Source organism: Pseudoxanthomonas winnipegensis (assembly GCF_004283755.1).
In the GTDB taxonomy this organism is placed as follows: domain Bacteria; phylum Pseudomonadota; class Gammaproteobacteria; order Xanthomonadales; family Xanthomonadaceae; genus Pseudoxanthomonas_A; species Pseudoxanthomonas_A winnipegensis.
The window spans coordinates 372,191-394,072 of the sequence record NZ_SHMH01000001.1; the positions used below are offsets into that span (position 1 = coordinate 372,191).

Sequence of the window (21,882 nt, forward strand, 5' to 3'; positions counted from 1 at the left end):
TTCGAGTTGGAAGAAGTCCTGATCTTTACGCTCGCAGAGCGCGGAGAGCGGGCCAGAGATGGCCCGCAGCGGCGAGTCCGCCAAGAATGGCGGATCGAGACGAGGCGTCGCCCCCGGCCGGGTCGAGGCTGGTCGGCGAAGTGGGATCAGCGACCTCGCACCGCGCGAAGCACCCCAAAAGAAAAAGCCGCCGGGACATCCCCAGCGGCTTCCGTGCTTGCGCAAGACGCGGCCGAGTCGGCCGTGCGGGCTTACTTGGCCTTGGCCGCGTCGGCCTCGGTGGTGATGTGCAGCTTGACCTCGTCGCTGACCATCGGCGCGTAGGCGCCGACGCCGAAGTCCGAACGCTTGACCGTGGCGGTGGCGTCGAAGCCGATCGACTGCACCTTCTTCATCGCGTGCTCGCCGGCCTTGTTCAGGGTCACGTCCAGCACGACGGGCTTGGTGATGCCCTTGATGGTCAGGTCGCCGGTCACCTTCAGCTTGTCCTTGCCGGTCGACTGGACCTTGGTGGACTTGAAGGTGGCGGTGGGGAACTTGGCGGCGTCGAAGAAATCCGAGCCGGCCAGGTGCTCGTTCAACTTGGGCACGAAGCTCTCCAGGCCCGACAGCGGCAGGGTCACCTGGACGCTGGAGGCGGCCACGTTGGCCGGGTCGTAGGTCAGCGTGCCGTCGACGTTGCCGAAGTGGGCGCTGGGGTTGGAGAAGCCGAAGTGGTTCCAGGTGGCGATCACATCGGTGTGGCCCGGGTCGAGCTTGTAGGTGGTCGGGGCGGCGAAGGCCGGGGCGACCAGGGCCGACAGGGCGGCGGCGAGCAGGAACTTGCGCATGCGAGGAACTCCTTGGAGGTGTGGCGCTAAGGGAACAGCGGTGGCGTTGGAGCCGGGTGAATCGCAAACCGGCCGCGGCATCAGACGATGCGCGCGGCCTCGTCGAAGGACAGCCGGGGCAGGCGCGGATGCAGCGCGGACGCATCGCCGTAGCCCAGGTTGACCAGGAAGCTGGCGCGCAGCGAGGTGCCGGCGAAGAAGGCCTCGTCGGCCTTGGCCGCGTCGAAGCCGGACATCGGGCCCGCATCCAGGCCCAGTGCGCGGGCGGCCAGGATCAGATAGGCGCCCTGCAGCACGGCGCTGAGCAGGGCCGGCTCGCGGCGGGCCTCCTGCGGGCCGTCGAACCAGGCCTTGGCATCGGTATGCGGGTAGAGCTTGGGCAGGTGCTCGTGGAAATCCAGGTCGTAGGCCACGATCACCGTCACCGGCGCGGCCATGGTCTTGTCCACGTTGCCCGGGGCGAGCGAGGGCTTGAGCCTGGCCTTGGCCTCGGGCGAGCGGACGAAGACGAAGCGCGCCGGGGTGCTGTTGGCGCCGGTCGGGCCCCACTTCAGCAGGTCGTAGAGCGCGTGCAGCGTCTGATCGGTGACCGGCTCGTCGGTGAAGGCGCTGTAGGTGCGCGCGCTGCGGAACAGCTGATCCAGCGCGGCGGCATCGAGGGACTGCGACATCGGAACCACTCCGTCAGGGCAAGGGGGTATGTGCGCCGAACCAGCGCGACGACCGGGCGCAGTGTAGGGTGCGACCACCCCGGCGACACCAAGGGGACCCGCAACGGATTGTTTTGGGTTGCAACACCAATCCCCTCCTGACAGCTTTGTCGGTTTCGTCGAACGTTGCCCATGACGCCCGCGCGCACCTGGACTCTCACCAATGGCCATGCCGGCAACGTGCGCCAGGCCGAGGCGCTGGCGCGGGCCCTGCACCTGACTGCGCAGGCCTGGACGCTGCAGCCGCGCGCGCCGTGGAAGACGCTCGCGCCGCGCCGGCTGCCGGGCGCGGACCAGGCGTTCGGGCCGGGCTTCGCGCAGGCGCTGGCGGCGCCACCGCGGCTGGCGATCGGCTGCGGGCGCCAGGCGGCGCTGGCCACGCGGCTGCTGCGGGCGCGCGGCGCGCAGGCCGTGCAGATCCTGGATCCGCGCCTCGCGCCGCGGCACTGGGACTTGGTGATCGCGCCGGAGCACGACGGCCTGCGCGCGGCCAATGTGCTGACCCTGCTGGGCAGCCTGCATCCGGTCGATGACGCCTGGCTGGCGCAGGCGCGCGCGGACTTCCCTGCCCTGGGCGCCCTGCCCGGCCCGCGGACCGCGCTGCTGGTCGGCGGGCCCAGCGCGCACGCGCGGCTGGAAGCGGAGGACCTCGCCACGATCACCGCCGCGCTCGATGCCGCGCTGCGCGCGCACGGCGGCACGGTGATGGCCACTGTGTCGCGGCGCACGCCGCCAGCGCTGGTGGAGGCGCTGCGCCGCCACTACGGCGGCACGCCGCACCTGGTGTGGACCGGCGCGCAGGACGGGCCCAACCCCTACCCTGGCCTGCTCGCCCTTGCCGACCGTATCGTCTGCACCGCCGACTCGGTCAACATGCTGTCCGAGGCCTGTGCCACGTCGGCGCCGGTGTTCGTGCATGCGCCGCAGCGCGTGCGCGGGCGGCCGGCGCAGTTCATCGCCGCCCTGCAGGCGCGCGGGCGCATCGCCGCGCTGGACGCGGGGCTTGCGCCGTTCGCCGTCACCCCGCTGCGCGAGACCGCGCGGATCGCGGCGCTGGTGCGCGAGCGGTTGGGGGGGTGGGATGAGGCTGGCGCTCAGTAACGCGAGCAACTGCTTCCTCAAATCTCGCGGCGGCCTGCCCGTAGCGCGGAGCTTGTGGCGATTCCCTTGGGGGGACTCTGCTGCGCTTCGTTCGGTGCGTGGGGAAGGCCCCAGCGGAGCGAGCTCCGCTCTACAGGTGGGAGCCGCCACGGCGACGATAGGGCTCTACCGGTAAAGCCCCATCGCCGCCATGGCGGCTCCCACGGGAGAAGCGAACATTTACTGCGTCGCTCAGCAGCCGCTGCGTTCTGCGGCGGCGACTGGGCCGCTTCGCTCAGGCCAGGTCTGGCAAGTTGAGGCGCGCGCACTCGACCGGACCGTCGTTCCCGCGGATGCGGGAACCCAGGGACTTTCGCGCGGAACGGCACAGGCACTGGACAGCCGGACATGCGTCCGCCGAACAGCCCTTCCCGCATGCGCGGGATGACCGAATCTTTGGGCTTTCAGACGTCCTTGCCCGGCGCGAACGCCAAGCCATGGGCCCCACAGGCCGCCGTCACCGCCTGCCGCGCGTGCTCCAGCGCCGGCGTCGGCGCGGTCACGCGCGGGCGGCGGTCCAGCGTGCACGACAGCCCGGCGGCGAGCAGGGTCGCGTGCGCCTCCAGCAGCGCGGCGCGCTCGCCGGCCTCGAGCAGCCCGGCATCGGCCAGCGCGGCGATCAGGTCGCGGGTGTTGCGGGGGGCCAGCACGGCCGGGTGCGCGACGGCATGTTCGAGCACGCGCGCCTGCAGCAGGAATTCCAGATCCACCAGGCCGCCGGCACCCTGCTTCAGGTCGAAGCGCCCCGGCGCACTGCGATCCAGCTCGGCGCGCATGCGGCCGCGCATGTGCACCACGTCCTGATGCAGCGCCTCCGCCTCGCGCGCCCGGCCCAGCGTCTCGGCGCGGATGCGTTCGAAGGCCTCGAGCAGCGCGGCATCGCCGACCACCGGGCGCGCGCGCACCAGCGCCTGATGTTCCCATGTCCAGGCGCGCTGGCGCTGGTAGTCCTCATAGCTGATGCGCGAGGTCACCAGCAGGCCCTTGGCGCCGTCCGGGCGCAGGCGCACGTCCACCGCGTAGAGGCGGCCGGCGCCGGTCATGGTTTCCAGCAGCGCGACGACCTTCTGCGCAACGCGCGCGTAGTAGCGCCCCGGCTCCAGCGCGCGGGCGCCGCCCGCGTGCGCGGAAACAGGCGCGGAGACCGCATCGCCCGGCGCGTCGTACAGGAACACCAGGTCCAGGTCCGAGCCGAAGCCCATCTCCAGCCCGCCCAGGCTGCCATAGCCGATCAGCCCGAACTGGCCACCGGCGACCCGGCCGTGCGCCGCCTCGACCGCGGCCCGCGCCATCGCCAGCACCTGCACGCACACCGCATCGGCCAACCAGGCTAGCTGCCGCGCCGAATCCTGCGGCGGCTGGCGTGCGTCCAGCGCCGCCAGCGCGATGCGGAAGCTGAAGGCCAGGCGCGTCTCGTTGAGCCGGCGCAGCGCCTGTTCGGGGTCGGCGTGCTGGCCCGCAGCCGCGCAGGCGGCCTGCATCGCGGCGCGATCTGGCAAGGGACCGGCGGCGCGCGCGTCGAGCAGTTCGTCCAGCAGCAGCGGGTACTGGGCCACGCGCTCGGCCAGCCAGGCGCTGCGCGCGACCACATCGACCAGGCGCGCCAGCGCGCTGGGCACCTCGTCCAGCAGCGCCAGATAGCTGGTGCGGCGCAGGATCGACTGCAGCAGCGCCAGGCAGCGCTGCAGGGCTGCATCGGGCAGGTCGGAGGCCGCCGCGGCCTGCAGCATGGCCGGCAGCACGCGCTCCAGCCGGGTGCGCGCGCTGTCGGACAGATGCGCCACGCCCGGCGAGGCGAGGAAATCCTGCAGCCGCGACGCCGACTGCGCGGCATCGGCGAAGCCGGCATCCTCCAGCGCCTGGCTCGCATTGGCGCCATCGAGCATGCGCTGGAACGGCGCCAGCGCCGCGCCGTCCTCGGCGTCCTCCGGCGCGGCCATCAGCGGCGCGAAGGCCGCGCTCACCACCGCGCGTTGCGCCGCCAGCGCGGCGCGCAGCGCGTCGCCGTTCGCATGGCCCAGCCCGCGCGCGATGCGCAGCGCGTCCTGCGCGTTGTCCGGCAGCACGTGGGTCTGCGCGTCGCGCAGCATCTGCAGGCGGTTCTCCAGCACGCGCAGGAAGCGGTAGGCCTCGCGCAGGGCGGCGCCGGTCTCCGGCGCGAGCAGGCGCGCCTGCACCAGCGCCTGCAGCGCCGCGCGCAGGCCGCGCTGGCGCAGGCGCGCATCGCGGCCGCCGTGCACCAGCTGCAGGGCCTGGGCCAGGAACTCGATCTCGCGGATGCCGCCCGGCCCGCGTTTGATGTCGTCGGCCAGCTCGCGACGCGCGACCTCGGCGGTGATCATCGCCTTCATCGCGCGCAGGCCATCGAGCGCGGTGAAGTCCAGGTAGCGCCGGTACACGAACGGCTGCAGGGTATGCAGCCAGGCCTCGCCGGCGGCGATGTCGCCGGCCACCGCGCGCGCCTTGAGCCAGGCGTAGCGCTCCCAGTCGCGGCCTTCGGTCTGGAAGTAGCGGTCCATCGCCGCGAACGACAGCGCCACCCGCCCGGCGCTGCCGTACGGCCGCAGGCGCAGGTCGACGCGGTGGCTGAAGCCCTCGGCGGTGGTCTCGTCCAGCAGCCGGGCCAGCCGCTGCCCCAGGCGGGAGAAGTACTCCTCGGCCGCCAGCGTCCGCGGCTTCCCCGCCTGCGCGGAGGCAGGCTCGGACTCGCCGCCGCCGGCGAAGGCGTAGACCAGGTCGATGTCGGAGGAGAAGTTCAGCTCGCCACCGCCGAGCTTGCCCAGGCCGAAGACCACCAGCCGCACCGGCTGGCCCTGGGCATCGCGCACCACGCCGTGGCGCTGGGCGAATTCCTCCTCCAGCGCGTCCAGCGCGGTATGCAGGCAGGCCTCGGCCAGGGCCGTGCTGCCGGCCAGGATCTCGTCGACATCGGCGCCCTCGACCACGTCGCGCCAGATCAGCCGGGTGGATTCGGCGGCGCGGAAGCGGCGCAGCAGCGCCGGCCACTGCGCGGCCGGTGCCTGCCGCAGGTCCGGCGGCGCGAAGGCGGTGGCCGCATCGTCGAGCAGTTCCTCCAGCAGCGCCGGCTGCCGGCACAGCGTGTCGATGGCGAAGTCGCTGACCAGCGCCAGCGCTTGGACCGCGGACCGCGTCTGCGGCTGTTCCAGCGTGGCCTCGAGCTCGGGTGCCGCGGCGATCAGGCGGCGCAGGGACGCGGCGACATGGGCTTGCACATCGATCATGGGCGGCAAGTGTGCATCAGCCTGCGTTGCGCATGGCGCGCTATGCCCCGTGGGAGCAACGGTCTCTCAGATCGAGTCGCCGCCTCCTTGTAGAGCGGAGCTTGCTCCGCTGGGGCCTTCCCGACAATCCGGACGAAACGCAGCGGAGTCCCCCGAAAAGGGATTGCCACAAGCTCCGCTCTACAGGTGGGAGCCGCAGGGCGGGTCGCGCTAGGCGGCGTGCGGCGCGGGCACGCTAGGCGGCAAGCCGTCCGCACGCGTCAGCGCCAGGCCGAACTGCGCGGCGATCTTCTCCAGCAGCACCGCCTTCACCGCCTCCATCGAGGACGGGCCGCCCAGGTCGGACAGGGCCACGGTCTGCAGGCCCTCGTAGCCGCAGGGATTGATGCGGTGGAACGGCTCCAGGTCCATGGCGATGTTGAAGCTCAGGCCGTGGAAGGTGCAGCCGCGGCGCACGCGGATGCCCAGCGCGCCGATCTTGGCGCCGGCCACGTACACGCCGGGCGCGCCGTCCTTGCGCTCGGCATGGATGTTCCATTCGGCGCAGGTGTCGATGATCGCCTGCTCGATGCGGCACACGTAGTCGCGCACGCCGATCTTCAGCCGCTTCAGGTCCAGCAGCGGGTAGAGCACGATCTGGCCCGGCCCGTGGTAGGTCACCTGGCCGCCGCGGTCCACGTGCAGCACCGGGATGTCGCCCGGCGCCAGCACGTGCTCGGGCTTGCCGGCCTGGCCCAGGGTGAACACCGGTTCGTGCTCGACCAGCCACAGCGCGTCGGGCGTGGTCTCGTCGCGGGCGTCGGTGAAGGCCTGCATCGCGCGCCAGACCGGTTCGTAGGGCTGGCGCCCCAGTTCGTACACGCTGGCCGGCAGCGGCGCGCGCGCGGCGATGGCCGCATCGCCCTGCGGCGAGGGGCAGGCCGCGGCTAGAGCGTCCACTTCACTTCCGGGTGGCCGCGCAGGGCCCGGTGGGCCGCGTCGTACTGCTCGCGCGAGTCGGCGCGGAAGGCGATGCGCACCGAGACGTACTTGCCGTTGGCCGAGTGCTTCCAGCTCACGCGCTCTTCGAGCACGTCCACGCCGGCGCCGGCCAGCAGGCGCGGCAGTTCGCGCTCCAGTTCGATGCCGGCCCGGCCCATGGCGCTGAGCTCGAAGGTGCCGGGAAACTGGAAGCCGTGTTCGGGATTGTCCGAGGTGATGTCCATCGGCGGATTATCGGGTCGGACCCGCGCAAACCCAAGTCCACCGCGGCCCAGACGCGAGGAAGCCGGCTTGCGCCGGCTTCCTGGTTCCAACATGCGGTCTCATCGTCGTGCCCGCGAACGCGGGACTCGCAGACAAAGGCGCCCCGCTCACGCGTTTGCGGGCGCCCCGGGTCTGGTCAGACCGATTCCCACCACATCCAGAACGCATCCCACAGCCGGCGGAAGAAGCCGCCCTCCTCGACCGCATTGACCGCCACCAGCGGCGCCTGGGCGATGACCTTGCCATCCAGGCTCACCTTGACCGTGCCGATCTGCTGACCCTGCTTGATCGGCGCCACCAGCTGCTTGGGCACGTCCATCGACGGCTTGAGCTGCTCATAGCGGCCGCGCGGCACGGTCACCAGCAGCGGCGCGGCGACGCCCAGCTGCACCTGGCGCTGGTCGCCCTTCCACACCTTCTGCGTGGCCAGCACCTTGCCCGGCTCGTACAGGCGGTGGGTCTCGTAGAAGCGGAAGCCCCAGTTGAGCAGGGCCAGCGAGTCCTCGGCGCGCTGCTTCTCCGACACATCGCCCATGATCACGGTGATCAGGCGCTGATCGCCGCGCTTGGCCGAATTCATGATGCAGTAGCCGGCCTGCGAGGTATGCCCGGTCTTGATGCCGTCCACGCTCGGGTCGCGCCACAGCAGCAGGTTGCGGTTGGGCTGGGTGATGCCGTTGACCGTCAGTTCCTTGATGCTGTTGTAGGCGTAGGTGTCCGGGTAGTCGCGGATCAGCGCGCGGCCCAGCAGGGCCATGTCGTAGGCGCTGGAGTAGTGGCCGTCGGCGGCCAGGCCGTGGACGTCGACGAAGTGGCTGTCCTTCATGCCGATGCGCTGGGCGTAGGCGTTCATCAGCTCGACGAAGGCCTCGGCGCTGCCGGCGGTGTGCTCGGCCAGGGCGATGGCCGCGTCGTTGCCCGACTGCACCACCATGCCCTTTTCCATGTCCTCCAGACGCGCGGTCTGGTTGACCGGGAAGCCGCTGTAGCTGCCGTCGGTGCCGGCGCCGCCCTCGCGCCAGGCGCGCTCGCTCATCATGACCTGGTCGTCGCGGGTGATCTTGCCGGCCTTCAGCTCGGCGGCGAGCACATAGGAGGTCATCACCTTGGTCATGCTGGCCGGGGCCAGATGCTCATGGATGTTGTTGCCCGCCAGCACCTGGCCGCTGGCCGCGTCCATCACGATCCAGGCCTTGGCCACGGCCGGCGCCGGCGCATCGGGGATCTTGATGTCCGGCGGCGGCGCGGTGACGGCGTCGGAGGGCGGCGGCGTCTGGGCGATGGCCGCGCCGAAGGCGACGGTCGCCAGGGTGGCGAAGGCGAAACGGAACTTCATGGAGGACTTACCTTTGCAAAAGCGAAGACGAAGGAGAGACGCCGGCCGCGATCCGCGCGGCGGCGTGCGGATCACTCGCGCACGACCTGCGGCCGCGCGAAGCCCAGCCCGGCGATGCGCGCGGCCAGAACGTCGGCCCCGTCATTGTCCGCTGCGCCGACCCGCACGCGCCACAGGGTCCGACCGCCGGCGATGACATCGCTCAGCGTCGCGGTGGGGATGCCGGCCGCCACCAGCCGGGCCAGGGCGCGCTCGGCATTGTCGCGGCTGGCGAAACTGGCGACCTGCAGCAGCACGGCCATGGCCGACTGGCCATAGATGGCGTTGCCGGTGCTGGCGGCCAAGGCGACCGGCCGGGCCGGCGCTGGCGACGGGCGTGCGGCAGGCGCCGACTCGGCCGCGCCCTTGCCGGGGGCGACGGGCGTCGCCACGGCGACCACGGTCGCCGGTGCGGGTGCCGGGGCACCCGGCTTGCCGGTGGCCACGTGCACGCCCTGGCTCTTCATCCAGGCCTCGAAGCGGTCGGCGCTGGCCGGCTTCTTGGTATTGGGAATGGTGTAGTAGCGCAGCGAGGGATCGCTCGGCGCCGCCTTGGTGTCCACCGTGGCCGCGCCGGCGGCGGCCACGGCGGCGGCAGGCACCGGCTGTGTCGCGACCGCCGCGGTCCGCGACGCGGCCGGCAGGCCGCCGACCAGCTGATCCATGGCCGAGGGCCTGACCGCGGCCGGCTTGCCGGTGGCGATGGTGGTGGGCACGCCGGTCGCCACGGTGGTGGCCACCGGCCTGCGCACGGTGTTGCGGCTGGCCAGCAGCGCCGGCAGCTTGGGATCGTCCGGATGCAGCGCCTTGACCTCGACCCGGCCCGTGCCGCGCCCGGTGATGCCCAGCTTGACCGCCGCGGCGTAGCTCAGATCGATCACGCGACCATCGTGGAACGGCCCGCGGTCGTTGATGCGCACGATCACGTTCTTGCCGTTGTCCAGGTTGGTCACCAGGGCGAAGCTGGGCAGCGGCAGCGTCTTGTGCGCGGCGGTGAACTGGTACATGTCGTAGACCTCGTGGTTGGAGGTCTTGCGGCCATGGAACTTCTGCCCGTAGTACGAGGCCAGGCCGGTCTCTTCGTAATCGGCGGCGGTGTCGAGCACCGTGTAGTTCTTGCCCAGCACGCTGTAAGGCGACTTGTTGCCGTAGTCCGACAGCGGCTCGGCGGCGATGGTCGGCTCGGCGATGCAGTCCACATCGGGGACTTCGGTGGGCGTGCTGTCCGACACGCCGGGCTTGTACAGCCCACCGGCGGTGTAGTCGCCGCGCGTGGACGGATCCTCGACCGCCGGGGCGTAACGCCCCAGGCAGCCGGCGGCGACCGCGGCCGGGGCCTTCTCGCCCTTGGGGACGATGATGGTGGCCTCGCCCGGCTTGGCGCCCTTGCTGCGCGGCGCGCTGCTGCACGCCGCCAGGGTCGCCACCAGCGCCAGGAGCAGCCAGGTTTTCATGCCGGCGGCAGCGGGCGGCCGGCGATCGCTTCGGAAAGTTGCCATACGGCCATCGCGTACATTTTGGAGTTGTTGTATCGGGTAATGGCGTAGTAGTTGCGGAAGCCCAGCCAGTACTGCGGGCCGCTGCTGGTGGACAGGGTCACCGGCGTGGCGGTCTCGCCGGCCGGCACCGGCGCCAGCGGGGTGTAGCCGCGCGTGGCCAGCTCGCCCAGCGTCCAGGTCGGGGTCCAGTCGTCGGGGTTGAACTCCACCGCACCCGGCGCCAGCCTGGCCTGCACGGCCACCGGGCCGCCGCGTTCCCAGCCGTAGGCGCCCCCCTTCTTGACGAAGTAGTTGGCCACCGAGGCGAAGACATCGTCCAGGTCGGTCAGCAGGTCGATGCGGCCATCGCCGTCGCCGTCCACGCCGAAGTCGCGATAGCTGGAAGGCATGAACTGCCCCAGCCCCATCGCCCCGGCGTAGCTGCCGGTGAGCGTGGACAGGTCCAGCCGCTGCTCCTTGGCCAGGGCGAACAGCTGCGCCAGTTCATCGCGGAAGAACAGCTCGCGGCGCGCCTCGTACTGGGCGCGGTCGGGATTGCCGCTGCGCGGATAGCGGAAGGCCAGCGTGTAGAGCGCATCGATCACCGGCGTCTTGCCGGTGTAGCCGCCGTAGCTGGTCTCCACGCCGAGGATGGCCACGATGATCTCGGCCGGCACACCGGTGCGCTGCTCGACGCGGCTGAGCTGGGCGCGATGCTCGGCCAGGAAGGCCTGCCCGGCGCTGATGCGCGAGGCGGTGATGAAGCGCGGCCGGTATTCGTTCCAGCCGATGGTGCGCTCGGCCGGCTTGGACATCAGCTTGATCGTGTCCTCGCGCCAGTTGGCGCGGGCCAGCGTGGCCTCGATGAAGGCCGGATCCAGGCCGAAGCGCGCGGCGGTGTCGCGGATGAAATTGGCCCGCGCCACCTCGAAGGGCACCGGGGTCAGGTCCACCGGCGCCGCGTCGGCGCGGCGCTCGACCGAGGTCTCCGCGGGCGCAGGACCGGTCGGCACCGGCGCGGCCGGCGTGGGACGCGGCTGCGGGGCGGTCTGTTTCGGCGGGGTCGAAGGCCTTGGCTGGGTCGCACAGGCGACCAGGCCGAGCGTGAACAGGCAGGCAAGTGCGCGTCGGATCATCGGCGCCGAGATTAGCACGCGATAACGGGAAATGAACCCTGTCGCGTCAGTCACTTGCCCGATTTTGTTCATGTGTCGTCGCGGGATTGCGACGGACATCCAGGGCCCGTGATCGGTGCCCAGGGAGGCGCTAGCGATTCACCGGCCGGTGCGAGCGCACCGCCATCACCAGGCCCAGTCCGGCCAGCAGCGACACCGCCGAGGTGCCGCCGTAGCTCATCAGCGGCATCGGCACGCCCACTACCGGCAGCAGGCCGGAGATCATGCCGCCGTTGACCAGCACGTAGACGAAGAACGCCAGCCCCAGCGAGCCGGCCAGCACGCGCGAATAGGTGTCGCGCGCCTGCATGGCGATCCACAGGCAGCGCCCGACGATCACCAGATACAGCGTCAGCAGCGTGGCCACGCCGATCCAGCCGAACTCCTCGCTCAGCACCGAGAAGGCGAAGTCGGTGGTCTGCTCGGGGATGAAGTTCAGATGCGACTGGCTGCCCAGGCCCCAGCCCTTGCCGGTCAGGCCGCCCGAGCCGATGGCGATCTTGGACTGGATGATGTTCCAGCCCGCGCCCAGCGCATCGCTCTCGGGGTTGAGGAACATCATGATGCGGTCCTTCTGGTAGGGCCGCAGCAGGAAGAACCAGGCCAGCGGCGCGGCGCTGGCCACGCCGGCCACGCCGATGCCGACCCACCACCACGGCAGCCCGGCCAGCAGCAGTGCGAACGCGCCGGAGGCGGCGATCAGCACGCCGGTGCCGAAGTCCGGCTGCAGCATGATCAGCCCGGTGGGAATGCCGATGATCGCCGCGGCGATCAGCACGGGGGTGAAGCGCGGCGGCAACGGCACGCGGTACAGGTACCAGGCCACCATCATCGGCATGGTGATCTTGAGCAGCTCGGCCGGCTGCAGGTAGAACACCTTCAGGTCCAGCCACTGGCGCCCGTACTTGCCGGTGCCCAGCACGAACACCGCCAGCAGCGGCAGCATGGACAGCGCGTAGATCAGCGGCGTCCAGGCGCGCAGGCGCGGCATCTGCACGCGCGAGAGCGCCCACATCGCGCCGGCGCCGATGACGAAGCGCATGCCCTGGGCGATCACCAGATGGGTGCCGCCGGTGGCGCCGCCGGCGCTCTTCATCACCGCCAGGCCGAAGCACATCACGCCGGCCAGGGCCAGGCACAGCACCCAGTCCAGGCTGCGCGCAAAGCGCCAGACCAGATCGCCCAGGTAGCGCAGCAGGCCGGTCATGGCGCGGCCTGCGGTTCGCGCGGCGCCTCGGCCGGCACCGGCGCGGCGGTCGGGGCCGGCGGCGGGGTCGGTCCGGGCGCGCCCGGGATCTCGGACGGGGCCGGCGGCGCGGCGCCGGTGTCGGTGCCGTCCTCGGGCACGACGATGTCCGGCGCGTCCGGCGTGTCGCCCGGCATCTTGCCCAGTAGCCAGGCGTCGAAGATCTTGCGCGCGATCGGCGCGGCGGTGCTGGCGCCGTAGCCGCCGCCCTCCACCGCGATGGCCAGGGCGATGGTCGGCGCCTGGGCCGGGGCGAAGCCCTCGAACAGCGAGCGGTGACGCAGGTGCATGGGCAGGCTGCGCGGATCGACCGCGGCCAGGCCCTTGCGGCTGACCACCTGCGCGGTGCCGGTCTTGCCGGCCATCTGGTACGGCGCGCCGACGGCGATGGCGTAGCCGCTGCCGCCCGGGCGCATGGTGTCCATCATGCCCTCGCGCACCCACTGCAGATTGTCCGGGCGATCGCTGATCGGCTTGGTCGGACCGGGCGCGATCGGCTGCCAGGGCTGGTCGAAGCCGTTGCGCGTGTCCATCACCAGGCGCGGGGTGCGCAGCTGGCCGTCGGCCACGCCGGAGATGGCGCGCACCAGCTGCAGCGGGGTGACCTTCCAGTCGCCCTGGCCGATGGCGATGTTGACCGTATCGCCGGGATACCAGGCCTCCTTGCGGCTCTTCATCTTGTAGGCCGGCGACGGCACGATGCCGCCGATCTCCCCGGCCAGGTCGATGCCGGTGGGCGCGCCGAAGCCGTACTTGGTCATGTACGCGTCGACCTGGGTGATGCCCATGTCCACGGCGAGCTTGTAGTAGTAGGTGTTGACCGACTGCGCGATGGACTTGCGCAGGTCGGTCCAGCCATGGCCGCCGCGGTGCGAGTCGCCCCAGCCGCGGCTGACGCCGGGCAGGTAGAACATGCCGGTGGACAGGATCTTGTCCTGCGGCCGGCGCGTGCCGCTGTCCAGCCCGGCCAGGCCCATCAGCGGCTTGATGGTCGAGCCCGGCGCCACGCCGCCCAGCACCAGCCGGTTGAACTGCGGGCGCGAGGGGTTCTCGTTGAGCGCCTTGAAGTCGCGGGTGGAGATGCCGTTGACGAACAGGTTGGTGTCGTAGCTGGGCAGGCTGACCATGCCCAGGATCTGCCCGGTGCGTGGGTCCATCGCCACGGCCGCGCCCTCGTATTGGCCGAAGGCCTCGGTCATGGCCTGCTGCAGCTTGATGTCGATGGACAGCTTCAGGTCGGTGCCGGCCTGGGCCGGCACGCGCCCGACCACACCCAGGGCGCGGCCTTCCACGTTGGTCTCGACCTTCTCGTAGCCGACCTTGCCGCGCAGCTGCTGCTCGTAATAGCGCTCCAGGCCGGTCTTGCCGACATGGGTCAGCGCAGAATTGCCTTCACCGAGCTGCGCCAGGTCGGCCTCGTCCACGCGCCCGACGTAGCCGATGACGTGCGCCAGCAGCGGTCCGTAGGGGTAATGACGCGTCAGGTAAGGCACCACCTCCACGCCCGGGAAGCGCCAGCGGTCCACCGCCAGCGCGGCGATTTCCTCTTCGCTCAGCTTGGGCTTGATGGTGATGCCGCGAAACCCGCGGCTGACCTTGCGCACGGCCAGGAAGTGCTTGACCTCCTCCGGATCCAGCGCCACCACCTTGCCCAGCGCATCCAGCCACTCGTCCGGATCGCCGGCCTGGTCGGGCACCACGTCCAGGCGGAAGGCCGGGATGTTCTCGGCCAGCAATACGCCGTTGCGGTCGTAGATGCTGCCGCGCGCCGGCACCACCGGGCGCAGCTTGATGCGGTTGGCCTCCGAGCGGGTGGCGTACTCGGCGTGATCGAGCACCTGCAGCTTGAAGTACCAGGCGCCCAGCCCGGCCAGGCAGACGAACACGCCCAGGAAGCCCAGCGCCGCGCGCCGGCGGAACTGGTCGGCCTCGGCATGGGCATTCTTGAGCGGGCGGCGACGCGACATGGTCAGGGCTGCCCGCTCAGGAACGCCGGCCCAGGCGCAGCGCGTCGAGCAGCACGAACACCGGCGGCCACAGCGCCATGCCGATCAGCGGCGCCCACCAGTAGGCCCAGGGCAGCAGCGGCTCGCCGATGGCCAGATGGATCGCGCTGGCGACGATGCGGTCGTTGAGCAGCAGCCCGCCCAGCGCCAGCGCCTGCTGGGAGAGCGGGAAGAAGCGCAGCCGCGCGCGGAAGCGCTGCAGGATGAAGGCCATCACTACCAGCCGCAGCGCCTGTTCGCCGAGTAAACCACCGAAGCTGATGTCGGCGATCAGCCCGACCACGAACACGAAGCCCAGCCCGACCCGCTCGGGTTCCTCGATCACCCAGTAGGCCAGCACCAGCGCCAGCCAGTACGGCCGCAGCGGCTGCAGCAGCGGCGGCAGCGGCAGCAGGGCCAGCAGCAGCGCCACCAGCACGCTCACCGGCAGCACCCAGCCCTTGCGCTGGCGGCTCATGGGCGGGGCTCCTGCGCAGAGGCGGGGGCCGGGCTCGGGGAGCGTGAACCGGCAGCCGGGGCAGAAGCGGAGGCGCCGGGAGTTGGAGTTGCGGGCTGGGCGCCAGGTGCCGGGCGAGGCGCGGAAGCGGCAGATGCCGAGGGCTGCGAAGTTGTCGCGCCTGCCACGCCACCGCCGTCGTTCCTGCCGCTGGCCTTGCTGTTGCCCTTCCCTGGCTCCTGGCCCCCGGCCTCCGGTCCCTCGCCTGGCATCCCGACATTGGGAACCGCCGGCACCGCCGCGGCGGCCTTGAGCAGCAGCACATTGCGCCCGCGGTCCAGGTGCGCGGCCGGACGCAGCTCGCCGACCAGGAAGGTGCGGCTGTCGTCGGCGTGCAGGTCGGCCACGGTGCCGACCGGGAAGCCGGGCGGGAAGCGCCCGCCCAGGCCGGAGGTCACCACCACGTCGCCGTCCTTGATGTCGGCGTTGAGCGGCACGTTGACCAGCTGCAGCTGGTCGCTGCGGCCGTTGCCGGAGGCCAGCAGGCGCACGCCGCTGCGCTGGACCATCACCGGCACGGCGTGGTCCGGGTCGGTCAGCAGCAGCACGGTGGAATAGGTCGGCATCACCTGCACGATCTGGCCGAGCAGGCCGCCGGCGTCGATCACCGGCTGGCCCACGTGCACGCCGTCGCGGCTGCCGGCGTCGATCACCAGGCGCTGCCGGGTCGGATCCAGGTCGATGTTGAGCACCGCGGCCAGCTGCACGTCCAGGCCACGGTTGCCGGCCGCGCCCAGCAGGGCGCGCAGCTGGGCGTTGTCGGCCACCGCGGCGCTCAGCCGGGTCAGGCGCGCGTTGGAGATCAGCAGCTCGTCGCGCAGGCGACGGTTTTCCTCGGTCAGCTGGCCCAGCGTGGCCGCGTCATCTTGGAGGCGCGCCCCCAGCTTGCCGGGCAGCCCGGCGACCCACCACAGCGGTTGCGCGGCCAGGCCCAGCTGCTGCCTGGCCTGGGCCAGCCAGCCGCCGCGGTGATCCAGGATCACCAGCGCCACGCCCAGCGCCAGGTACGCCAGCAGCCGCAGGGAGCTGGCGATCTCGCCCGGACGGGGGGCTACGGGAGGGCCGGCGTAGGAAGGCACGAATAACTAGGCGCGAGGAAGGAAAAGAACCGGGCGGGAACCGGGACCGGGGACCGGGGACCGGGGGAACAGCAAGACGGAGACACGCGCGGGGCAGCAGAACGGCACTCCGCCACAAGCCGAACCGTCCTGGAAAGATGCCCTGCTTGACCCGGGTCCCGGGTCCCCGGTCCCCGGTCCCGGCTTCACGCTCATTCCGGCGCGAAGAACTCGTTGCCGTGCATGTCCACCAGCTCCAGCGCGCGGCCGCCGCCGCGGGCCACGCAGGTCAGCGGATCGTCGGCGACCTGCACGTGCAGGCCGGTTTCCTCGGAGATCAGCTTGTCCAGGTCGCGCAGCAGGGCGCCGCCGCCGGTCAGCACGATGCCGCGCTCGGCCACGTCGGCGCAAAGCTCCGGCGGGGTCTGCTCCAGGGCCAGCTTGACCGCGCTGACGATGCCCGACAGCGGCTCGTGCAGGGCCTCGAGAACCTCGTTGGAGTTGATCCGGATCATCTTGGGCACGCCTTCGGCCAGGTTGCGGCCGGAGATCTCCATCTCCTCCACCACCGGCGGCGGGTAGGCGCAGCCCAGCTCGACCTTGATTCGCTCGGCGGTGGCCTCGCCGATCAGCATGCCGTGGTTGCGGCGCACGTAGTTGGTGATCGACTCGTCGAACTTGTCGCCGCCGATGCGCACCGACTGCGAGTAGACGATGCCGTTGAGCGAGATCACCGCCACCTCGGTGGTGCCGCCGCCGATGTCGATGACCATCGAGCCGCGCGCCTCGGTCACCGGCAGGCCGGCGCCGATCGCCGCGGCCATCGGCTCCTCGATCAGGTAGACGTCGCGGGCGCCGGCCTCCTCGGCCGATTCCTTGATCGCGCGGCGCTCGACCTGGGTGCTGCCGGCCGGCACGCACACCAGCACGCGCGGCGAGGGGCGCAGCACGCGCGACTTGTGCACCTTCTTGATGAAGTACTTGAGCATCGCCTCGGTGTAGGTGAAGTCGGCGATGACGCCGTCCTTCATCGGGCGGATGGTGGTGATGTGGCCGGGGGTGCGGCCCAGCATCTGCTTGGCCTCCGAGCCGACCGCGGCGACCGAGCGGGTGCCGCCGATGGCGCGGTCCTGGCGCACGGCGACCACCGAGGGTTCGTTGAGCACGATGCCCTGGCCGCGCACGTAGATCAGGGTGTTGGCCGTGCCCAGGTCGATGGACAGGTCGTTGGAGAACATGCCGCGCAGCTTTTTGAACATCGGGGGACCAGATCCTTCGAAAGAAGTGCGAATGCCCTGCGCCGCTGGCGAAAAAATGGGCAAAAAAGGGGTCGGCTAGCCTAGCAATCCCCCCTGCGCCATACAAGGAAAATCGCTGGCTGAACAAGGCCCTCGGCCACCTTCGGCGGGTCGGCCGCTGCACGCGCGTCTGGCCCTGCCCGGCCCCAGACGATACCCTTGTCGCCGTTTGCCGCCCCGGTCGGGTCGGTTCCTCTTATCCCGAGCCTGCCGCGTGCGACCCGCGCCGGCCGGCCGCGCCAACGCCAGCCAGACACGAGCCAATGTCCGCACTGATCTGTGGTTCCCTCGCCTACGACACCATCATGGTGTTTCCGGACCAGTTCAAGAACCACATCCTGCCCGACAAGGTGCACATCCTGAATGTGTCCTTCCTGGTCCCGCGCATGCGCCGCGAGTTCGGCGGCTGCGCCGGCAACATCGCCTACAACCTGCATCTGCTGGGCGGCAAGCCGCTGCCGATGGGCACGGTGGGCCAGGACTTCGGGCCGTACCGGGAGCATTTCGAGTCGCTCGGCATCGATCTGTCCTGTGTGAAGGTGATCGATGAGCTGTTCACGCCCCAGGCGTTCATCACCACCGATCACGACAACAACCAGATCACCGCCTTCCATCCGGGGGCGATGATGCGGTCCTACGAGAACCACGCGAAGGACGTGCCGGGGGTGACCATCGGGCTGGTCGGGCCGGACGGGCGCGAGGGCATGCTGCAGAACTCGCAGGAGTTCGCCGAAGGCGGGATCCGCTTCATCTTCGATCCGGGCCAGGCGATGCCGCTGTTCAACGGCGAGGAGCTGCGCACCTTCATCGATCAGGCCAACTACGTGGTCGTCAACGATTACGAGTCCAATCTGCTGCAGGAGCGCACCGGCTGGAACGAGCAGGACATCGTCTCCCGGGTAGAGGCGTACATCACCACGCAGGGCCCCAAGGGGGCGCTGGTGCATACGCCGGGCAAGACCTACGACATTCCGCCGGCGCACGAGCGCCGGGTGGTGGACCCGACCGGCTGCGGCGATGCGTTCCGCGCGGGGCTGATCTTCGGCATCGAGCGTGGCTGCGATTGGCTGACCATCGGCCGCATGGGCAATCTGATGGGCGCGCTCAAGGTCGAACACCCGGGCACGCAGAACCAGCGTTTCGACTTCGACGAGTTCAACGATCAGTTCAAGCAGCAGTTCGGCTACGCGCTGTAGGGGCTGCGCTGGTCGCGGCCTGGGTGTGAAGGGGCGGCCTTTGGGCCGCCCTTTGTTTTGGGCGTTCTCTCGGTTTGGGGATCGTGGCCGTTGAGCACGCTGGCTTCGGCGGGGCAGCGGTCCGGCGGGCGGGGGCCGCTTTTCCCTCAATCAGGGCATCCTGCCCTGATTCGGGCGCTCGGCGTCCTGCCTCGCTCGGCGCGGCCCCCGCCCGCCGGCCCGCTGCCGCGCGCGTCAGGTCACAAGGCTTTGGTTTGCGCCGTCGTTCGAGACCCTCGCCCATGCGCAGAGCGCGATCGGTGACGGGAGGGCTTCGACTTGAGGCCCCCTCCCTTGCGCGTAGCGCAGGGGAGGGATGGGGAGGGGTCGGGGCTTTACCGGGCAAGCCACCGAAGCGAAGAGCAAAAGCACCCCTCCCCGGCCCTCCCCTTCGCCTGCGGCGAAAGGGAGGGGGCAGAGCGCGTACACGGACCTCACGCTGCCTCGGCCGAGAGCCGCTTTTTGTCAGGACGTTACAGATTCGTGCGACGGCGTCCTAAAAAGATCGGTCCGCGCGTTATGTTCTCTCGCAGCTTTCGGCCACACCTGGATTCCATGACCCGCTCCCCCTCCGTGCGCATGAATGCGCTGGCCAACTATCTGGGGCAGGGTGTCTCGACGCTGGTCGGCATCGTGTTCGTGCCGTTCTATCTGAAGTACCTGGGGGCCGAGGCCTATGGCCTGGTCGGGTTCTTCGTGGTGCTGCAGCTGTGGCTGGGGCTGCTGGACGTGGGGCTGTCGCCGATGCTCAACCGCGAGGTGGCGCGTGCGCGCGCCACGGCGGAGGGCTTCACGGACTTCCGCCGGATCCTGCGCAGCGTCGAGCTGATCTTCGCCGGCATCGCGCTGGTGACCGGGCTGGCGATGAGTGCGGCCAGTCCGCTGATCGGCGCGCACTGGTTCAAGGTGCAGACGCTGGACCCGGGCCAGGTCAGTCTGTGCGTGGCGCTGATGGGCTGGATGATCGGCCTGCGCTTCTTCGCCTCGATCTACCGCACCGCGCTCAACGGCATGGAGGCGCAGGTCTCGCTCAACGCCATCAACATCGTGCTGGCGCTGGTCAAGGCGCTGGGGTCGCTGGCGGTGCTGAAGTTCGTCAGCCCCACGCCGCTGGCGTTCTTCCTGTTCCAGCTGGTGGTGGCCGTGGTCGAGCCGGTGGTGCTGGCCTGGCGCAGCTACCAGGTGTTCCCGGCCACGGCCATGCGCATCGGCCTGCGCTTCGCCCGGGCGCCGCTGGTGGCCGCCCTGCCCTTCGGCCTGAGCGTGGCCTACACCTCGGTGCTGTGGATGCTGCTGTCGCAGCTGGACCGGCTGCTGCTGTCCGGCCTGCTGCCGTTGACCGACTACGGCTATTTCTCGCTGGTCACCGCGCTGTGTGGGGCGGTGATCCTGGCGGCCTCGCCGATCAGCAGTGCGCTGATCCCGCGCCTGACCTATCTGCACTCGCGTGGGGAGATCGGGCCGCTGGTGCGCCTGTACCGCAGCGCGACCCAGCTCACCGCGGTGGTGATGATTCCGCTGACCGGCATGGTGGCGGTGTTCGGCGAGGAGCTCATGTACGCCTGGACCGGCAACCTGGCCGCGGCGCAGTGGGCCGCGCCGATCCTGTTCTGGTACATGGTCGGCATCGCGTTCCTCACCTTCACCTCCTACCAGTACTACCTGCAGTACGCCTTCGGCGATCTGCGCCTGAACCTTCGGGTGAGCACGGTACAGGCCGTGCTGGGGGCGCCGCTGATCGCCTGGTCGGCCTACCGCTACGGGGCGATGGGCACGGCGCTGTCCACCTGTGCCGTGCAGGTGGTGACCTTTGTGGCCTACCCACCGGTGGTGCAGCGGCGGCTGGTGCCGGGCCTCTATGGCGCCTGGATGCGCCAGGATCTGCTGCCGATCGCCGCCTGTGCGCTGGTGACGCTGGCCGTGCTGTACGGGCTCGGGCGGCACTGGGTCATGGGCCTGGGTCGGCTGGAGATCTTCCTGGCGCTGAGCGCGATGGGCCTGTGCGTGATGGCCGCCGCGGCGCTGGGCAGTTCGGTCCTGCGCGCGCATCTGGTTCGCAAACCCCTCCCCCACGCATAGGCAGCCCTCCCCCATGGCCCCTCTGGTTTCGATCGTCATTCCCGCCTACCGCGCGGCCGAGTTCATCGGCCGTGCGGTGGCCTCGGTGCAGCAGCAGACGCTGCAGGATTTCGAGATTCTCATCGTCGACGACGCCTCGGGCGACGACACGCTGGCCACGGCTCAGGCGTTGGCCGCGCAGGACGCGCGCATCCGGGTCTTCACGCAGGCGCGCAACGGGGGCGTGGCGGTGGCGCGCAACACGGGCATCGATCAGGCGCGCGGGCGCTATCTCGCGTTCCTGGATGCCGACGATGCGCTGCTGCCGGAGCGGCTGGAGCGGCTGGTCGCGCTGGCCGATGCGCAGGCGCTGGACGTGGTCGGCGACAACCAGTGGCTGCGCGATGTGCATCTGGACCGCAACGTCGGGGTGATGGCGTTCAATCCGGGGGACGCGCCGATGCGGCTGGATGCGGCGACGTTTCTGCGCAACTCCGACAACGTGCCCAAGGTGCGCGAGATCCTGTCGGGGCGGATCGCCGCCTATTTCCCGGTGATCAAGCCGATCGTGCGCCGCGAGTTCCTGCAGGCGCATGCGCTGCGCTACGACCCGGCCTGCAAGATCGGGGAGGACTTCGATCTGCACATCCGCTGCCTGCTGGAAGGCGCCAGCGTGGTCATCGTGCCGGAGGCGTACTACGTGTACACCCTGCCGTACAGCGAGGTGTCCAGGACGCGCTCGCCGCATTCGCGCACGGTGATGAATCTGCAGCCGGTGCTGCGCAACGTGGACCATCTGCTGCACGCCTATCGCGATCGTCTGTCGCCCGAGCTGCGGCGGGCGCTGGCGCGCTGCAAGCAGGGGGCGCAGGGGCTGCAGCAGTTCGAACAGATCAAGGCCGATCTCTACGGGGGCCGCGCCGCGGCGGTGCTGGACCTGGCCACCACGCCGCGGCTGTGGGGCTACGCGGCGCGCTCGACCTCGATCAAGCTGCGCAACCTGTCGTCGCGGTTGGCTTCTTGAGCGGCAGCGCGAGGGCGAGGTAGCCACGCTGCTCGCTTTCGGCGGACCAAGTGGCGTCGGCGCTTTGACTTCGGAAGGGCAGTGGTCCGGCGGGCGGGGGCCGCTTTTCCCTCAATCAGGGCATCCTGCCCTGATTCGGGCGCTCGGCGTCCTGCCTCGCTAGGCGCGGCCCCCACCCGCCGGCCCGCTGCGGCACGCGTCAAGTCACAAGGCTTCGGTTTGGGGGCGTTCGAGGCCCTTTCCTTGCGCACGCCGCGATCAGTAAC

Annotated in this window: 17 protein-coding genes; 4 read left to right on the forward strand and 13 right to left on the reverse strand. The window is 70.7% G+C overall.

From position 1 onward, the window contains the following. Nucleotides 1–251: 251 nt before the first annotated feature. Nucleotides 252–830: a YceI family protein gene (locus EAT51_RS01695; RefSeq protein ID WP_130515646.1), complete on the reverse strand. Its 579-nt coding sequence runs from the start codon at nt 828–830 to the stop codon at nt 252–254. A gap of 80 nt (nt 831–910) precedes the next feature. Then, on the reverse strand, nt 911–1,501 hold the full coding sequence (locus EAT51_RS01700; RefSeq protein ID WP_130515644.1) for a malonic semialdehyde reductase: 591 nt from the start codon (nt 1,499–1,501) through the stop codon (nt 911–913). A gap of 171 nt (nt 1,502–1,672) precedes the next feature. On the opposite strand from EAT51_RS01700, the gene EAT51_RS01705 reads away from it, so the two are divergent. Next, the gene (locus EAT51_RS01705) at nt 1,673–2,641 is read left to right on the forward strand and encodes a mitochondrial fission ELM1 family protein (protein WP_130515642.1); all 969 of its coding nucleotides are present in this window, start codon (nt 1,673–1,675) and stop codon (nt 2,639–2,641) included. Nucleotides 2,642–3,084: 443 nt separating this feature from the next. Here the strand turns inward: EAT51_RS01705 and glnE are convergent, their stop codons facing one another. From glnE to EAT51_RS01760, 11 genes are all read right to left on the reverse strand, one after another. Continuing rightward, nucleotides 3,085–5,922, reverse strand: coding sequence for a bifunctional [glutamate--ammonia ligase]-adenylyl-L-tyrosine phosphorylase/[glutamate--ammonia-ligase] adenylyltransferase (gene glnE / locus EAT51_RS01710; protein WP_130561189.1), 2,838 nt, complete (start codon nt 5,920–5,922; stop codon nt 3,085–3,087). A gap of 210 nt (nt 5,923–6,132) precedes the next feature. Beyond that, the gene (gene lipB / locus EAT51_RS01715; protein ID WP_130515638.1) at nt 6,133–6,861 is read right to left on the reverse strand and encodes a lipoyl(octanoyl) transferase LipB; all 729 of its coding nucleotides are present in this window, start codon (nt 6,859–6,861) and stop codon (nt 6,133–6,135) included. After that, on the reverse strand, nt 6,849–7,127 hold the full coding sequence (locus tag EAT51_RS01720) for a DUF493 family protein (RefSeq protein ID WP_130515636.1): 279 nt from the start codon (nt 7,125–7,127) through the stop codon (nt 6,849–6,851). Before EAT51_RS01720 ends, lipB begins: the two co-directional genes overlap by 13 nt. 176 nt (nt 7,128–7,303) lie before the next feature. Further along, nucleotides 7,304–8,503 (reverse strand): D-alanyl-D-alanine carboxypeptidase family protein, encoded by a 1,200-nt coding sequence (locus EAT51_RS01725; protein WP_130515634.1) that lies wholly within the window; start codon nt 8,501–8,503, stop codon nt 7,304–7,306. A gap of 71 nt (nt 8,504–8,574) precedes the next feature. Continuing rightward, entirely contained in the window at nt 8,575–9,996 is a 1,422-nt protein-coding gene (locus EAT51_RS01730) for a septal ring lytic transglycosylase RlpA family protein (RefSeq protein WP_205965148.1), read from the reverse strand. Next, nucleotides 9,993–11,156: a lytic murein transglycosylase B gene (gene mltB, locus EAT51_RS01735; RefSeq protein WP_130515630.1), complete on the reverse strand. Its 1,164-nt coding sequence runs from the start codon at nt 11,154–11,156 to the stop codon at nt 9,993–9,995. Before mltB ends, EAT51_RS01730 begins: the two co-directional genes overlap by 4 nt. Nucleotides 11,157–11,286: 130 nt before the next feature. Further along, nucleotides 11,287–12,402, reverse strand: coding sequence for a rod shape-determining protein RodA (gene rodA / locus EAT51_RS01740; protein WP_130515627.1), 1,116 nt, complete (start codon nt 12,400–12,402; stop codon nt 11,287–11,289). Then, nucleotides 12,399–14,408: a penicillin-binding protein 2 gene (mrdA, locus tag EAT51_RS01745; RefSeq protein ID WP_165403054.1), complete on the reverse strand. Its 2,010-nt coding sequence runs from the start codon at nt 14,406–14,408 to the stop codon at nt 12,399–12,401. The genes rodA and mrdA overlap by 4 nt, the downstream gene beginning before the upstream one ends. A gap of 16 nt (nt 14,409–14,424) precedes the next feature. Further along, nucleotides 14,425–14,904, reverse strand: coding sequence for a rod shape-determining protein MreD (gene mreD, locus EAT51_RS01750; protein ID WP_130515623.1), 480 nt, complete (start codon nt 14,902–14,904; stop codon nt 14,425–14,427). Beyond that, nucleotides 14,901–16,022 (reverse strand): rod shape-determining protein MreC, encoded by a 1,122-nt coding sequence (mreC, locus tag EAT51_RS01755; RefSeq protein ID WP_130515621.1) that lies wholly within the window; start codon nt 16,020–16,022, stop codon nt 14,901–14,903. The genes mreD and mreC overlap by 4 nt, the downstream gene beginning before the upstream one ends. A gap of 191 nt (nt 16,023–16,213) precedes the next feature. Then, nucleotides 16,214–17,260 carry a rod shape-determining protein gene (locus EAT51_RS01760; protein WP_130515619.1) on the reverse strand — a complete coding sequence of 349 codons (1,047 nt, stop codon included), beginning with the start codon at nt 17,258–17,260 and terminating at the stop codon, nt 16,214–16,216. A gap of 302 nt (nt 17,261–17,562) precedes the next feature. Between EAT51_RS01760 and EAT51_RS01765 the strand changes: the two genes are divergently transcribed. The 3 genes from EAT51_RS01765 (at nt 17,563) to EAT51_RS01775 (ending at nt 21,616) form a co-directional block, all read left to right on the forward strand. Continuing rightward, nucleotides 17,563–18,495, forward strand: a complete 933-nt coding sequence (locus EAT51_RS01765) for a carbohydrate kinase family protein (RefSeq protein WP_130515616.1) — start codon at nt 17,563–17,565, stop codon at nt 18,493–18,495. A gap of 594 nt (nt 18,496–19,089) precedes the next feature. Beyond that, entirely contained in the window at nt 19,090–20,613 is a 1,524-nt protein-coding gene (locus EAT51_RS01770; RefSeq protein ID WP_130515614.1) for a lipopolysaccharide biosynthesis protein, read from the forward strand. A gap of 13 nt (nt 20,614–20,626) precedes the next feature. Then, nucleotides 20,627–21,616, forward strand: coding sequence for a glycosyltransferase family 2 protein (locus EAT51_RS01775; RefSeq protein ID WP_130515612.1), 990 nt, complete (start codon nt 20,627–20,629; stop codon nt 21,614–21,616). The last annotated feature ends 266 nt before the right edge of the window (nt 21,617–21,882 follow it).